Source organism: Flavobacteriales bacterium, assembly GCA_016712535.1.
In the GTDB taxonomy this organism is placed as follows: domain Bacteria; phylum Bacteroidota; class Bacteroidia; order Flavobacteriales_F; family PHOS-HE28; genus PHOS-HE28.
In genome coordinates, this window is record JADJQW010000002.1 from 702,842 (window position 1) to 717,706 (window position 14,865).

Here is a 14,865-nt window from a genome sequence, read left to right on the forward strand (position 1 = left end):
CAAGCGGTCACCAGCGATCGAAGCGCTGGTCAGCTATCCGGATCCGGAAGGCGCCGATGCTGATGGAATCGCCCTGATGCGACCAGGTGTACACCTTGAGCCGCTCATCGGCCCGCCAGAGCTCCTCCATTGGAATCGCAGCGTACACGGGCACCGCACCATGCACGGTGCTGGGCACCAGCATGGGCTGTGCGATGTAGGCCGTGGTCAGGTCCCCCTTCTTGCGCTCCACCACGAAGACGGCGCGGGCTCCGGGGCCGGCGGCCATGGCATCGAGCAATAGGGTTCCGTGGCGGACCTCCTTCAACGGGGCCAAATCGAACTCGTGGCCGGGGCCGAAGGGCTGATCCTTGGTCAGCGTTCGGGAATCGCCTTCTTCGGCATGCAGCAGCCGCCATGGGGGGGCGCTCGCCCGTGCCTTCAATTCAACATGCATGGCACCCTCATCATGATCGAGCACATGCGCCTCGTATCGGTCGAGCAGCGCCGCACGAACGGCGGGGTCGGCTTTCAGTCCGGCGTCGATCCAGTGCAAAGTGGATGAGGATGCCAGCAGGTCCTTCAATTCGGGCACATCCGTGATCTCGCTTGCGCGGACTGAGGCCACCTCTTTTTCGGATTGCGCCATGACATCGCGGCAATGGCCATCGTCATGGACAATGACCCGTGCTCCCTGCGGCGCGCTAGCCAACATGTTCTCTACAGCGCTGGGCAGCCGATCTTTCTTCGGTGCATGCGCGAAGAGCGACCAGCATACCATGCCAGCCAGCGCTCCGGCGCCTGCCAGGCTCAGGCGGTGGGCCAAGCTCAGCGCGAAGAGCAGAACGAAGAAGCCTGATAGCGAGAGCGCGAGCAGCAAGGGAACGAGCGGCTTCCGGTAACGGAACTCCACGGTGTGCTCCCCCAAGGGCACCTCAACCGCCATGGCGGCGATGTTCACGTTCAGCAGGGCGCTCGGTGAGCCATCGACGCTGGCCTCCCAACCGGGATAGTGGCTCTGCTGCAGCACGAGCATCCTTGGTCCAGCGGTGCTGCACGTTATGGTGAACGTGTTGCGGTCGAATGCAGTCACGGTGGCCATGTCCCTTCCTGTGCGTCGTTGGGCGTTGGTCTTGGCGTGCCCGGGCATGAGGACCGCCAAGCCGCTGTCTCGTGCGGCCGTTACATCCCCTTTGCGGTACATATCGAAAGCGATGATCGAATCCGCCAAGTAGGCCAACGGTTGCCGAGCCATCGCCTCCCAGAGAGCCGTGTGCACGACCTCGAGGTCCATGGCGTTGCGAAGCCAGAAGCTGTTCACGCCATCGCGCGAGAATCCGCCGAGGTAGTCCTGCGTGGCGTGGCCCAGGTAGATCAGCTTATTGCGCGTATCGTCATCGAACCCCACGGGACGGCCGTCCGGGATCACCGGTCCCTCGCTCAACGCGCTCAATCGGCGGTGCAGCCATTGAGGCGGCATATCGCTCACGGCAGTGTTCCAAACCGCGAGCGAGCTGTTCCAAGCCATCTCGATGCCGACCAGCGTGATCAAGGCGGCGAAGCCAAGCCTGCGCCGCCACGCCAGAACAAGAGTGGCGACCAATGCGGGCAGCGTTACGGAAGCCCCGATCAGCAGGCGCTTGCTCATGTGCATGCCGCGCATCCGCTCGAACAGGCTGATGCCGGTCTCATCTGCGCCCATCCGCGTCATGGCAAAGGCGCAGAGCACCGCAGCGGCCAGCAGCGCTGCGCCTATCGGCCAGGACAGGTGCCGATGGGAGAGGCCTCCTTTGAGCATTGCGGTGATGGTCCCGCCAGCCAGGATCATCGCCGCGAGCCAGGAGAACACCATGAAATAGGAAGGGAAGCGGAACAGGTCGAAGCCGGGGACAAGATCGAAGGCCCAGCGGTGGATAGGCGTCGCCGGACCTGCTGCGATCAATCCGCAGAGCAACCCGGTTATCAGCAGAAGGTTTTCGATCGCGGTGCGACGGCGAAGCAAGGATGCCGCTGCGAGCACCAGCGCGATCAGGCCCATGTAATGGTTGGCCATGCTCGGATCCGCACCGATGCGAGCCTGGTCGGCGCCGACTGCGAACGGGAAGAGCAATGAGGTGAGCGCCGGCCAGGTGACCGATCCCTGGATGGCGATCCCATAGGCCAACGGACCACTGCGGGCCAGATGCGGGCCGGCATCGATCCATGCATGCAGTGCGCCCGCACCCACCACGGCCGATCCGATTGCGGCAGCCATGCTCCACAAGAGCAGCGGACCAAGGGCCCTTGAACCGTCAGCTCGCCAAGTGCGCCACGCCTGCAGCGCGAATACAGCAGCCAGCAGATAGGCGCCGATGATGGTGAAGGTGTGATTGCCGCCCGTGAGCAGCAAGCCCTGGAAAAGCGACACGCGAGCGGCAGGCCTCCAGCCGGGCTCTTGCATCAGGCGCAGGAAGGCATCGAGCATCCAAGGCAGCCAAGCGGCACTGATCACCGCATAGAAATGCTGCTGGTGGCCGGTGAAGAAGCCGCCCAGCGCGTACGCCAGGCCGACCAGCGAACCGGCTCGCGCATCGCCGTGCAGGTTCCGGATGAGCCGCATCACCCCCCAGCCTCCGATCATCACGTAAAGCAGGAAGAGCGCTTGGAGCACATGAATGCCGTGGCCGATGGTGCCGCCCAGCGCGATGGCCTCCACGTACCAGCTGGGACCTTGCAGGTCCGCGTGCATGGGGTAGCCGAATTGCTGATGCGGATTCCAGAGCGGGAACTGCCCGTTGTGCAGGCTGCTGGCAATGAACCAGCGCCACGGCAGCCAGCAATTGAGCGTATCGCCATGCGTCAGCGTCCATTGGAAGCTCGATAACGGCCAGTAGGCCAGCAGCACCGCAACAGCGATCAGCAGCCATCCCCACCGCCTTGCCCACGCATCAGCGCCTTGGTCGATGGCACCTGGGTTCATGCGCTCAGGCTTTCCGCAGCTTCGTCTTGCCGGAGCCGGCCATGCGCTTGATCTCATTGAGCTTCAACAGCGCCTCAACCGGGGTGAGCGTGTCGATTTCAAGCTCATTGAGCTGGTCGCGTATCGCTTCCAAGGCGGGGTCATCGAGCTGGAAGATGCTGAGCTGCGATTCGAGCGGAAGGCCGCGCAAGCTGGGTGAGGTGCGCTGGCCGGCCGGTTCGTCCTCGCCGAGGTTGCCCGCATGCGCGCGCTCCAGATGGGCGAGCACCTTCTTCGCGCGCTGCACCACCGCTGCGGGCATGCCGGCCATCTGCGCCACATGGATCCCGAAGCTGCGGTCGCTGCCGCCGGGCACCAAGCGACGCAGGAAGAGCACGCGCCCATCGACCTCGCGCACCGCCACGCTGGCGTTGCGGATGCGCAGGAAGCTCTCGGTCATGGCATTGAGCTCGTGGTAATGCGTGGCGAAGAGGGTGCGCGGCCTCATGGGGTGCTCGTGCAGGTACTCGGCGATGGCCCAAGCGATCGAGATGCCGTCGTAGGTGCTGGTGCCGCGGCCGATCTCATCGAGCAGCACAAGGCTCCGGTCGCTGAGGTTGTTGAGGATGCTCGCGCTCTCATTCATCTCCACCATGAAGGTGCTCTCGCCGGTGCTCAGGCTGTCGTTGGCGCCGACGCGCGTGAACACACGGTCCACCACGCCGATGCGCGCGGCGCTCGCCGGAACGAAGCTGCCCATCTGCGCCATGAGCGCGATCAGCGCCGTCTGCCGCAGCAGCGCGCTCTTGCCGCTCATGTTCGGCCCGGTGATCACCGTGATCTGGCGCTCGTCGGGGTCGAGCACGACATCGTTGGCCACATAGGCTTCGCCAGCGGGCAGCAATTGCTCGATTACCGGATGGCGGCCCTGCCGGATATCGATGGCCCTTCCTTCGTTGACCTCCGGCCGGCAATAACGCAGTGCGGCGGCATTCAGCGCGAAGGCGCGCAGCACATCGAGCTGCGCGACCGCATGCGCGGTGGACTGCAATGCGGCGATATGGCCGGAAACGCGCAGCACGAGCGCAGCATACAGCTCCTGCTCGAGCGCAAGGATCCGTTCCTCCGCGCCCAGGATCCGCTCTTCCAAAGACTTCAGCTCGTCGGTGATATACCGCTCGGCACCCGTCAGCGTCTGCTTCCGCACCCACTCCGAGGGCACCTTGTCCTTGTGGGTGTGGCGCACTTCCAAGTAATAGCCGAACACATTATTGTAGCCCACCTTCAAGGAGCTGATGCCGGTGCGCTCGGTCTCTCGGCGCTGCACATCGAGCAGCAGTTCCTTGGCGTGCGTGGTCACATGCCGCAGCTCATCGAGCTCGGTGCTGTTGCCGCTGCGGATCACGCCGCCCTTGGCCAAGGTGGCAGGGGTCTCCGGCTCGATTCCTGCGCGCAGCTCGCCGGCCAGGTCCATCGGCGGAGTCACGGCTGCGGCCGCCTCGGACAATGCGCCCGGCTGGGAGCCGAGCGCTGTGCGCAGGCGTTCCGAAGCTTCCAGTGCTTGCGCAAGTTGCAGCAGCTCACGCGGGGCGATGCGAGCGGCGGCGGATTTGCCCACGAGCCGCTCCAGGTCGCCCACAGCGCGAAGCTCCGTTCCGAGCATTTCCAAGGCCGACGGGGCATCCTTCAACGCACCGACCACATCGTGCCGAGCAGCGATCGCGGCGCGGTCGATCAGTGGGAATAGGATCCAGCGCTTCAGCAGGCGGCTGCCCATGGGCGTCTCGCAGCGGTCCATGGCCTGCAATAGGCTGCGACCGCCCTCGTTCGTTGGCGTCACCAATTCAAGGTTCCGGATGGTGAAGCGGTCGAGGCCCACATGGTCACCTGGGCGCAAGCGGGCTACGCGTGCGATGTGCGCCAGCCGGTCGTTGCGGGTCTCGCTGAGGTAGTGGAGCACCGCACCGGCCGCCCGTTGGGCCAAGCGCAGCTCTTCGATGCCGAAGCCCTTCAGCGAAGCAGTGCTGAAATGGCTGAGCAGGCGCTCGCGCGCGAATTCATCCGCAAAGGCCCAATCATCGAGCGCATGGCCATAAGTACGGCCCGCGTGGGAATCGATGAAGGCATCTGAGCGGCCTTTGGGGTAGAGCAATTCACGCGGTGCGTGGCCGTCGATGAGCTTGGACATGGCCTCGGCGCTCTCTTCCGCCACGAGGAACTCACCGGTGGTGACGTCGAGGAAGGCGGCGCCGTAGCCCCCTTCGCCCCCGCAGAGCGCGGCCAGCCAATGGTTGTCGCGGCGGTCGACGACTTGATCGCTGAAGGATACGCCCGGCGTGGCCACCTGCGTGACCCCGCGCTGCACGATGGTCTTGGCCAGCTTCGGGTCCTCGAGCTGATCGCACACCGCCACGCGCAAGCCGGCGCGCACCAGCTTGTGCAGGTAGTTGTCGAGCTGATGGTACGGGAAGCCGGCCAACTCCTCCCGGCTGCCGCCATTATTGCGTCCCGTAAGGGTGATGCCCAGCACCCGCGAGGCCGTGATGGCGTCCGAACCGAAGGTCTCGTAGAAGTCGCCCACCCTGAAGAGCAGCAGCGCATCGGGGTGCTTGGCCTTGATGGCGGCGTGCTGCCGCATCAAGGGCGTGGTGGCGGACTGGCTCATGCTCGGAGGCGCTGCGCGAAATTGCGCCCCGAAGGTAACCGGAGCCTTCTGCCCCATCCGCCATGCCTTTTGGAGACCGAAAGCTGAATTCAGACGAACTGGGCCGCTTGGCGCCCGAGGCTTATTCGTCCGCGCTTCACCAGCGGGTGGTGGTGGTGCTCGACGACCTGCGCAGCCGCCACAACGTGGGTTCAATCTTCCGCACCTGCGATGCCTTCGGGGCGGAGCGCTTGGTGCTTTGCGGCTTCACCCCATGCCCTCCGCATCCGGAGATCGAGAAGACCGCTCTCGGCGCCACGCGCTCGGTGCCGTGGGAGCGTTCACCCGATGCAGCCAGTGCGATGGAACGGCTGAAGGCGGACGGATACCATGTGGTGGCCGTGGAGCTCACGGCCATGGCCATCCAGCTCAACCGGCTCAGGGATGCTCATCGAGGTCCATTGGCCCTCGTGTTCGGGAATGAGCTGCACGGCGTGAGCGATGCGGCAGTGGCCTTGGCCGACGCCTGCGTGATGGTCCCGCAGCGCGGCAGCAAGCACTCGCTCAACGTGAGCGTATGCGCGGGAGTGGTGCTCCACGCCCTCACCGGCAATGATGGCTAGACCAGAGGCAACCGTATCCGATTCAGCGGGTCTTGGGGACGGAACCCTGAGTCGGCGACCCGCCGTATGAGCCCACCCTCTATATTTGGCTGCCCGCCTAGAACCGCATGCTGCGATTCCTACCCCGCCACATCCTGCTCCTATCGGCCGCCTTCTTGCTGGCAGGCGAGGCTGGTGCGCAGTATTTCCGGCAATCGAGCTACTGGAAGACCCACCGCACCGAGGTTGAGTTCGGCTTCGGGATCTCCAATTTCCTTGGTGAGCTCGGTGGCCGCAATCAGATCGGGTCCCCGTTCGTGTGGGACTTGGAGTTCAGCCAGACACGGCCTGCCGCAAGCCTTGCCTACCGCTATTACCTCGCACGGCAGCAGGCCCTGCGCCTGCGCTTCACTTACGGGATCCTGGCCGGTAATGACAACCTCACCACGGAGCCTTTCCGGCAGAACCGCAACCTCAGCTTCAAGAGCGATGTATTCGAGCTCTCGCTGGTCTACGAGCTGCACCTCTACCGGGAGGAGCTCGGCCACATCTACGACCTGCGCGGCGTGAAGGGCACCAAGAGCAGCCGGGTGGGCCTATACCTCTTCGGCGGCGTTGGTGGCTTCTACTTCGACCCGCGCGCGCAGTACAACAATGCTTGGGTCCGTTTGAAGCCCATGCGCACCGAGGGGCAAGGATTGCCCGGCGGTCCCGATGAGTACAAGAACTTCCAGGTATGCATCCCCCTCGGCTTCGGTATCCGGCGCGCATTCACGAAGAATTGGAGCGGCGGCTTGGAACTGCAGTACACCAAGACCTTCACGGATTATGTCGATGATGTCAGCACATCGTATTACTACGGCCCTGACCCGCTCGACGCTCAGGATGTGAATATCCCGGAAGATGAGGTGGCAGGCTACTTGGCAGACCCGAGCTTGGGCCTCATGCCAGGCCAGACCGCTCGCGGCCAGCAACGCGGCGACGAGAAGGATCTCGATGCCTACCTCTTCCTCAAGTTCACGGCCGACTGGAAGATCTACAAATACAAGAGCGGCAGCAAGAAGTACCGTGCCCGCATCCGTCGCGCCAAGATCGTCTTCTAGAAACGCGCAGCCTTGTGCTGCACCCGCCATGATCGCGCCCATCCGTTCCTGGTTCGAGCAGCAGGCTTTCGGGGTCTGCCAATGGTGGGCAGGCAAGCTCAACGTGAAGGCCGAGCAGGTGCGCCTGAGCTTCATCTACCTCAGCTTCATCACCGCTGGTGCCCACTTGGTGGTGTACTTGGTCATGGCCTTCGTGCTGCAGCACAAGGAGCGCATCAAGCAGCCATTGCGGCGAAGGAGCACGGTGTGGGACCTGTGAGCGGGGGCTCGTTCCTCTTCCGCCCTGAACGGCATGCACCGATCAGGTTTGGTGAACAGAAGCCGCAATCGCTCGAGATGGCCGTGTGGAACGCTCTGCGAAGCGCTAGCAGATTTAGCCGATCGAGGCTGAGGTCCACGCTCCTCCTGCCGCAGCACCGTTACCCCCTTTCACGCACCTTAACACCCTACCGGCCAGCGCTTTCTTGCCAGTTGGGGCGACGGGGTACCTTCGCCCGGCTTCCGAGGTCATACCACAGGCCCCGCCACGCCGTTCAAGCAACCGATGCTCCGCGCCACGCTCGTATTCCTGTTGTTGGCATCAGGCCTGCGCGTTGCAGCCCAAGTGAATGAGCTAGGTGCCACCATCGGCGCGACCTATTACATCGGCGACCTCAATCCTTACAAGCACTATCCGGCCGATACCAGGCTGGCTGGCGGCCTCGTGTTCCGTCATAACCTCAACGACCGGTATGCGCTGAGGCTCCAAGGCCTCTACGGCACCCTTCAGGCCTTCGACAGCAACAGCGAGGACGCTTTCCAGCTCGCGCGCAACCTGCATTTCCGCGCACCGCTCTTCGAGGCCTCCATGCTGCTCGAGATCAACTACTTCCCGTACCGCAAGCGCGGTAAGGACGGCAAGAAGTGGACGCCCTTCGTGTTCGGTGGGCTGGCGTATTTCCGCGCAAGCCCAAGGGCGCAGTTCCAGGACAGCTGGTACGAGCTGCAGCAGTTGGGCACCGAAGGGCAGGGCACCTCGCAAGGCCCCAAGCTGTATCCGGTGGACCACATGGCCATTCCCTTCGGCGCGGGATTGAAGTTCAATGTGAAGCGCATCGATTTCCAACTGGAATGGGGCATGCGACGCACCTATACCGATTACATCGATGATGTGAGCGGCACCTATTACGACAACGACCTGCTTGCCTTCGAGAACGGCCCGCTCGCTGCGGCCTTGGCGGATCGCAGCGGCCTGGAGGACGCCAACCCCGGCTTCAGCAACACCGGCCGTACGCGCGGTGACCCCAACACGCGCGACTGGTACGTGTACTCGGGCCTCACCATCACCTATATCCTCAGCCGCTTCAGCGACTGCGAGGAGCAGTACAATTGGATGAAGCGCAAGCGTTGAGCGCCTTCTTCGCACCTTCGCCGCCCATTTTGGAGAACGCAGCACATACCGAAGCCCTGAAGGCACGCATCGATCCCGCGCGCGTGCCGCAGCATGTGGCCATCATCATGGATGGCAATGGGCGATGGGCCGAGCAGCATGGCGAGGCGCGCATCGTAGGCCATATGAACGGCGTGCAGGGCGTGCGCGAATCACTGCGCGGGGCCAGCGCCATCGGGGTGAAATGGCTCACGCTCTACGCCTTCAGCACGGAGAATTGGAATCGCCCGTCCGACGAGGTCGCGGCCCTTATGGACCTGCTGGTGCGCACCGTGGTGCAGGAGATCGACGAGCTGCATGAGAACAGTGTTCGCCTGCACGCCATCGGCGATATCGATAGCCTGCCCGATGCCTGCCGCGAGACCTTGCAGCAGGCCATCGCGCGCACGGCTGGCAATACGCGGATCACGCTCACGCTCGCGCTCAGCTACAGCGCGCGCTGGGAGCTGGTGCGCATGGCCCGCCTGATGGCTCGAGATGCCATCGATGGGCGCATCATTCCCGAGGCCATCGATGAGAAGGCCGTGGGCGAGCGCCTCACGACGAAGGGGATGCCTGACCCCGAGCTGCTCATCCGCACCAGCGGCGAGCAGCGGATCAGCAACTTCCTCCTATGGCAGATCGCCTATGCCGAGCTCTGGTTCACGCCGGTGCTCTGGCCAGACTTCCGGGAGGAGCACCTGTTCCAAGCCGTGCTCGACTATCAAGGCCGAGAGCGCCGCTTCGGCCTCACCAGCAAGCAAGTGACACACCCGTGAGGATCCGATCGGCCACCTTTCGCTTCACGGTATTCGCCTGCATGCTCGCACACGGAGCCATGCGCCTTTCAGCGCAGGAACAGCGTTCGGCCATGGACCACACGCTGCCGCAGACCTACGAGATCGGCGGCATCACGGTGAGCGGCACCCGCACCGTGGACCCCAGCGCGGTGAAGCTCTTCGCCGGCCTTCAGGTGGGCGACAAAGTGGAAGTGCCCGGCGAGCGCATCAGCCGCGCCATCCGGAACCTCTGGGAGCAGAAGCTCTTCAGTGATGTGGCCATCGAGGCCGCCGAAGTGCGCGGTCGAACCATCTTCCTGCACATCATCGTGCAGGAGAAGCCCCGTCTCTCCCGGTACAAGTTCCGGGGCATCACCAAGGCCAAGGCCGACAAGCTCGATGAAGAGGTGGGCCTCTCCCGCGGGCAGCAGTTCAATGAGGCCACCGAGCAGCGCGCTCGGCAGATCATCCGCAAGCATTTCTCTGACAAGGGCTACCTCTTCGCCGATGCACGCTTCACGCAGTTGCCCGATACGCTCAAGGGAGCGCTCTCCGATGGCGTGGTGGTCTTCATCGATGTGGATCCCGGCCCGCGCGTGAAGATCCAGGATGTGGCGATCTCGGGCAACAGCGCCATCAAGACCGCCAAGCTGCGGCGCAAGCTCAAGAAGACCAAGCGCAAGCGCTGGTACAACATCCTTGGCAGCAGCAAGTTCATAGCCGAGGATTACAAGGCCGACAGGCAGCGCGTGCTCGAGACCTATAATAACGAGGGCTACCGCAACGCCGCCATCGTGCGCGACACCATGTACAGGGTGGGCCCGAAGCGCGTGCGCGTGGAGGTCGATCTGGACGAGGGCCAGAAGTTCCACTTCCGACAGATCACGTGGACCGGGAACACCAAGTACCGCAGCTCGCGGCTGGACAGCATCCTCAACATCCGCAAGGGCGATGTGTACAGCAAGAAGGTGCTCGACAGCCGCCTGTACATGAACCAGACCGGCTTGGATGTGAGCTCATTGTACATGGATGATGGTTACCTCTCGTTCTACCCGGAGCCCATCGAGCTCGTGACCGAGGGCGACAGCATCGACCTCGAGATCCGCATTCGCGAAGGGCGGCAGTACCGGATCCGCAACGTGATCATCAAGGGCAACACGAAGACCAATGAGCATGTGATCCGCCGGGAGGTGCGCACCAAGCCGGGCCAGCTCTTCAACCGCAGCGATGTGATCCGCACCCAGCGTGAGATCGCGCAGCTCGGCTACTTCGATCAGGAGAAGCTCGGCGTGAACCCCATCCCCGACCCGCGCACCGGCCTTGTGGACCTGGAGTACACCGTGGAAGAACGCCCGAGCGATCGTTTGGAACTGAGCGGCGGTTATGGCGCCCAGCGCGTGGTGCTCAGCCTAGGACTCTCCTTCACCAACTTCAGCCTGCGCAAGCTTTTTGACCCCAAGGCCTACCAGCCGCTTCCGGCGGGCGACGGCCAGACCTTGAACCTCCGCGCGCAGACCAACGGCCGCTTCTTCCAGAGCTACAGCCTGAGTTTCGTGGAGCCCTGGCTCGGCGGCCGCAAACCGAACGCCCTGAGCTTCTCGGCCTACCTCACGAGGCAGACCAATGGTGAAGCCCGCACCGTGCGGACAGCCGACGGCAAGCAGGCCAACCCCAAGCTCCAATCGCTCGATATCATCGGCCTTACGCTCGGGTTGGGACGAAGGCTCACGGTGCCCGATGACTACTTCATCCTGCGGCAGAACGTGAGCTACCAGAACTACAGGCTCAACAATTTCAACTTCGGCCAGGTGGTGTTCGATTTCGGCAAGGGCACCAGCAACGTGCTCGCCTACAGCATCCAGCTCTCCCGCAATTCGGTGGATGCGCCCTTCTTCGCGCGCAGCGGATCCGATGTGACGCTCTCGCTCAAAGCCACACCGCCCTGGTCGTTGATGCAGCCCGACCGTGACTGGGCCGCACTGCCCGCCGCCGAGCGCTTCCGCTGGGCCGAGTTCCACAAGTGGAAGATCACCACGCAGTGGTTCAACCGCCTCACGCGGAGCAAGAGCCAGCACGACCTGGTGCTGATGGTGCGCGCTGGCTACGGCTTCATGGGCCGGTACAACAGCGCCATCGGCGATGCGCCTTTCGAGCGCTTCTACCTCGGCGGTTCGGGCCTCACCGGCTTCCAGCTCGATGGCCGCGAGATCATCGCCCTGCGCGGATATGACGAGGCATCGCTCTCGCCCCGCACCGGCAACTTCCTTGTGGGCAAGTACACCGCGGAGCTGCGGTTCCCCGTATCGCTGAATCCCCAGGCCACCATCTACACCTTGGCCTTCGCGCAAGCAGGGAACACCTGGGGAAGCGCTGAGCGCTTCGATCCCTTCAAGATGTACCGCAGCGCCGGCTTCGGCCTGCGCATCTTCCTGCCCATGTTCGGGCCCATGGGCCTTGACTACGCCTGGCGCTTGGACGATGTGCCCAACGCCCCGGGCATGGCCAAGAGCCAGTTCCATTTCACCATCGGCATAGATCTTGGCGAACTCTGATCCCGCCGCATACATTCACGCCCCTCGCATGCGCATCCTCCTGATCCTCGCCCTGGCGGCGCTCCTTGCCGGCGATGCCGCCGCGCAACGAATCGCGTTCGTGAACACCAAGTACATCCTGGACCAGATGCCCGAATACGAGACGGCGCAGAAGGAACTGGACCGCTTGAGCAAGCAATGGCAGGAGGAGATCGACGAGCGCCACCAGACCATTCGCCGCCTGCGTGAGGCCTTCAATGCGGAGTCGATCCTGCTCACCGATGAGATGCGCCGCACGCGCATGGACGAGATCGAGAACAAGGACCGCGATGCCCGCGACCTGCAGAAACGGCGCTTCGGCCCCCAAGGCGATCTCTTCAAGAAGCGGCAGGAGCTGATCCAGCCCATCCAAGAGCGCGTTTACAACGCCGTGAAGGAAGTGGCCGGCACCAGCTACGTGGCCGTGTTCGACCTCAGCGGCCAGAACGGCGGGAACCTGCTCTTCGCCAGCGACAAGTTCGACAAGAGCGACCAAGTGCTGAAGAAGCTCGGCATCCGCCCCAAGCGTGATGGCGGCGGGAAGGAAGAAGAGTTCGGCAAGGACCCGGAAGAAACGAACGACGGAAAGGACGAAGGCCAGCCCCAGGAGCAGCCGCGCGACGGCGGCGATGGCGGACGCGATCAAAAACCACCCCGATAGACGGATACGACCATGAACATCAAGCAACTCGCACTCTCAGTCGCACTGCTCCTCTGCGGCGCGCAAGCAGCCACCGCGCAATCGGCCAAGCTTGGCCACATCGATCGCCAGCGCTTGCTGCTCACGCTTCCTGAGCGCAAGGGCGCCGAAGAGAAGATGCAAGAATTCGCCAAGACACTCGATGAGCGCCTGAAAGCCATGGGCGCCGAGTACCAGGCCAAGGTGGCTGATGCGCAGGCGCGTGCCGAGACCATGACCCAGACCGAGAAGGAGATGGTGGTTCGCGAGATCAACGAGTTGGAGCAGCGCATCCAGGCCGCGCAGGAGAAGGCGCAGGAAGACCTCGCCAAGCAGGAGGAGGAGTTGCTGAAGCCCATGATCGAGAAGACCAATCAGGCCATCAAGGACGTGGCCGATGAGAAGGCCTTCACCTACATCTTCGACGTGAGCACAGGCATGGTCCTGTACTTCGACAAGGGCGAGGACATCATGCCCTTGGTGAAGGCCAAGCTCGGCATCACAACGCCCTAATCGCCTAGGCGCCGTGGACGCGCGACCGATCGGCATCTTCGATTCCGGCATCGGCGGGCTCACGGTGATGGCAGCCATCCGGCAGGCGCTCCCTCACGAGCGCCTGCTCTATTTCGGCGATAATGCGCACATGCCCTACGGCGCACGCTCGCTCGATGAGGTGCGCGGCTTCAGCATGTCCATCTGCGACGCGCTGATCGCTCAGGGCTGCAAGCTGATCGTGATCGCGTGCAACACGGCGAGCGCCGCCGCGCTGAAGGACGTGCGCGCGCGCTGGCCCGATTTCCCCTTCGTGGGCATGGAGCCGGCGGTGAAGCCCGCCGTGGAGCAAACGCACAGCGGCGTGGTCGGCGTGATCGCCACGGTGGCCACTTTCCAGAGCGACCTGTATGCCTCGGTCGTGGAGCGCTTCTCGCAAGGCGTTGAAGTGCTGCACCAGCCCTGCCCCGGATTGGTGAAGCAGATCGAGGCCGGTGAATCGGACTCGCCGCTCACGGAGCAGATGCTGCGCGGCTGGCTCGAGCCGATGCTGGCGCGCGGCATCGACGCGCTGGTGCTGGGCTGCACGCACTATCCGATCGTGCGCCCGTTGATCGAGCGCATCGTCGGAGCCGGCGTGCGCGTCATTGATCCTGCGCCGGCCGTTGCGCGACAGGTGGCGCGTGTGCTGAAGGAGAAGGCGATCGATGCGGCCGCCTCAGCGACGGGCGCGGTTGAGGTGTTCACCAGCGGCGATCCGGCGCACGTCGGAGCGATGATGGAACGAATGGGCCTGCCGAATGACCGGGTGGCTCAGGCGCTTTGGACCGGTGGTGCGCTCCGGCTCGAGCGATAGGCTACGGATCAACGCTTCTTCGCTACCGCCTTGCCGTGCGTTACGGGCTTCGCGCCGTCCTTGCTGGGCAGCGGTTTCAAGGTGCCCTGCTTCAGCGGCTTCATCGCTGGCTTCGGGTCGGGCTTCGCAGCACCGGCCGGCTTGGACAGAGCGGGCTTGCCTGGCGCAGAAGGCTTGCTCGCCGGGTCCGGCTTCTCCATCGGGAAGAGGCCGTGGATCTCCGCATCGATGCGGTTGATGATGCGGCCCAAGTCCTCTGGATTGGTGTGGAAGGCATTGTCCTCCACATCGATCACCAGCAATTTGCCCTTGTCGTACTTCTCGATCCAGGCATCGTAGCGCTCGTTGAGGCGCTTGAGGTAATCGATGCTGATGCTGGCCTCGTAATCGCGGCCGCGCTCGGCGATCTGCTTCACCAGCTTCTCCACCGGTGCTTGCAGGTAGATGAGCAGATCGGGCGGCACGATGGCGCTCTCCATGTTGAGGAAGAGGCGGTGGTAGTTCTCGAAGTCGCGCGTGGTCATCAGCCCCATGGCGTGCAGGTTGGGGGCGAAGATGTACGCGTCCTCATAGATGGTGCGGTCCTGCACCACGTTGCGGCCGCTGCGCCGGATATCGAGCAGCTGCTCGAAGCGCGAGTTGAGGAAGAAGATCTGGAGGTTGAAGCTCCAGCGCTGCATGTCCTTGTAGAAGTCGAAGAGGTAAGGGTTGTTGTCAACGGCCTCTTGGAGCTGCTCCCATTTGTAGTGCTTGGCCAAGAGTTGCGTGAGCGTGGTCTTGCCGGAGCCGATGTTGCCTGCGATGGCGATGTGCAT

At 63.7% G+C, this 14,865-nt stretch carries 12 protein-coding genes; 9 read left to right on the forward strand and 3 right to left on the reverse strand.

What is annotated here, in order from left to right:
- Positions 1 to 7: 7 nt before the first annotated feature.
- Together IPK70_02795 and mutS are read right to left on the reverse strand one after the other, a co-directional pair.
- The gene (locus IPK70_02795; protein MBK8226087.1) at positions 8 to 2,938 is read right to left on the reverse strand and encodes a YfhO family protein; all 2,931 of its coding nucleotides are present in this window, start codon (positions 2,936 to 2,938) and stop codon (positions 8 to 10) included.
- A 4-nt stretch (positions 2,939 to 2,942) separates the two neighbouring features.
- Positions 2,943 to 5,582, reverse strand: coding sequence for a DNA mismatch repair protein MutS (gene mutS, locus IPK70_02800; protein ID MBK8226088.1), 2,640 nt, complete (start codon positions 5,580 to 5,582; stop codon positions 2,943 to 2,945).
- Between the two features lie 62 nt (positions 5,583 to 5,644).
- Here mutS and IPK70_02805 point away from each other — a divergent pair, with 62 nt between their 5' ends.
- The 9 genes from IPK70_02805 (at position 5,645) to IPK70_02845 (ending at position 14,050) form a co-directional block, all read left to right on the forward strand.
- On the forward strand, positions 5,645 to 6,184 hold the full coding sequence (locus tag IPK70_02805) for an RNA methyltransferase (GenBank protein ID MBK8226089.1): 540 nt from the start codon (positions 5,645 to 5,647) through the stop codon (positions 6,182 to 6,184).
- A gap of 107 nt (positions 6,185 to 6,291) precedes the next feature.
- On the forward strand, positions 6,292 to 7,266 hold the full coding sequence (locus IPK70_02810; GenBank protein MBK8226090.1) for a hypothetical protein: 975 nt from the start codon (positions 6,292 to 6,294) through the stop codon (positions 7,264 to 7,266).
- Positions 7,267 to 7,294: 28 nt separating this feature from the next.
- Positions 7,295 to 7,525: a PspC domain-containing protein gene (locus IPK70_02815; GenBank protein MBK8226091.1), complete on the forward strand. Its 231-nt coding sequence runs from the start codon at positions 7,295 to 7,297 to the stop codon at positions 7,523 to 7,525.
- A 285-nt stretch (positions 7,526 to 7,810) separates the two neighbouring features.
- Positions 7,811 to 8,656, forward strand: a complete 846-nt coding sequence (locus tag IPK70_02820; protein ID MBK8226092.1) for a hypothetical protein — start codon at positions 7,811 to 7,813, stop codon at positions 8,654 to 8,656.
- A 56-nt stretch (positions 8,657 to 8,712) separates the two neighbouring features.
- Positions 8,713 to 9,453, forward strand: coding sequence for an isoprenyl transferase (locus IPK70_02825; protein ID MBK8226093.1), 741 nt, complete (start codon positions 8,713 to 8,715; stop codon positions 9,451 to 9,453).
- Between the two features lie 41 nt (positions 9,454 to 9,494).
- Positions 9,495 to 12,005 carry an outer membrane protein assembly factor BamA gene (gene bamA, locus IPK70_02830; GenBank protein ID MBK8226094.1) on the forward strand — a complete coding sequence of 837 codons (2,511 nt, stop codon included), beginning with the start codon at positions 9,495 to 9,497 and terminating at the stop codon, positions 12,003 to 12,005.
- Positions 12,006 to 12,033: 28 nt separating this feature from the next.
- On the forward strand, positions 12,034 to 12,684 hold the full coding sequence (locus tag IPK70_02835; protein ID MBK8226095.1) for an OmpH family outer membrane protein: 651 nt from the start codon (positions 12,034 to 12,036) through the stop codon (positions 12,682 to 12,684).
- A gap of 12 nt (positions 12,685 to 12,696) precedes the next feature.
- Positions 12,697 to 13,215, forward strand: a complete 519-nt coding sequence (locus tag IPK70_02840) for an OmpH family outer membrane protein (protein ID MBK8226096.1) — start codon at positions 12,697 to 12,699, stop codon at positions 13,213 to 13,215.
- 13 nt (positions 13,216 to 13,228) lie between these two features.
- Complete coding sequence (locus IPK70_02845; protein ID MBK8226097.1) at positions 13,229 to 14,050, forward strand: glutamate racemase; 822 nt, start codon at positions 13,229 to 13,231, stop codon at positions 14,048 to 14,050.
- Positions 14,051 to 14,058: 8 nt separating this feature from the next.
- Here IPK70_02845 and IPK70_02850 read toward each other — a convergent pair whose 3' ends face one another.
- The gene (locus IPK70_02850; GenBank protein MBK8226098.1) at positions 14,059 to 14,865 is read right to left on the reverse strand and encodes a deoxynucleoside kinase; all 807 of its coding nucleotides are present in this window, start codon (positions 14,863 to 14,865) and stop codon (positions 14,059 to 14,061) included.

What these genes read in the sequence shown, in the direction of transcription:
- mutS (MBK8226088.1), bottom strand. Translation starts at nt 5,582, where the DNA reads ATGAGCCAGTCCGCCACCACGCCCTTGATGCGGCAGCACGCCGCCATC.
- IPK70_02810 (MBK8226090.1), top strand. Translation starts at nt 6,292, where the DNA reads ATGCTGCGATTCCTACCCCGCCACATCCTGCTCCTATCGGCCGCCTTC.
- IPK70_02815 (MBK8226091.1), top strand. Translation starts at nt 7,295, where the DNA reads ATGATCGCGCCCATCCGTTCCTGGTTCGAGCAGCAGGCTTTCGGGGTC.
- IPK70_02795 (MBK8226087.1), bottom strand. Translation starts at nt 2,938, where the DNA reads ATGAACCCAGGTGCCATCGACCAAGGCGCTGATGCGTGGGCAAGGCGG.
- IPK70_02805 (MBK8226089.1), top strand. Translation starts at nt 5,645, where the DNA reads ATGCCTTTTGGAGACCGAAAGCTGAATTCAGACGAACTGGGCCGCTTG.
- IPK70_02840 (MBK8226096.1), top strand. Translation starts at nt 12,697, where the DNA reads ATGAACATCAAGCAACTCGCACTCTCAGTCGCACTGCTCCTCTGCGGC.
- IPK70_02835 (MBK8226095.1), top strand. Translation starts at nt 12,034, where the DNA reads ATGCGCATCCTCCTGATCCTCGCCCTGGCGGCGCTCCTTGCCGGCGAT.
- bamA (MBK8226094.1), top strand. Translation starts at nt 9,495, where the DNA reads ATGCTCGCACACGGAGCCATGCGCCTTTCAGCGCAGGAACAGCGTTCG.
- IPK70_02850 (MBK8226098.1), bottom strand. Translation starts at nt 14,865, where the DNA reads ATGCACATCGCCATCGCAGGCAACATCGGCTCCGGCAAGACCACGCTC.
- IPK70_02820 (MBK8226092.1), top strand. Translation starts at nt 7,811, where the DNA reads ATGCTCCGCGCCACGCTCGTATTCCTGTTGTTGGCATCAGGCCTGCGC.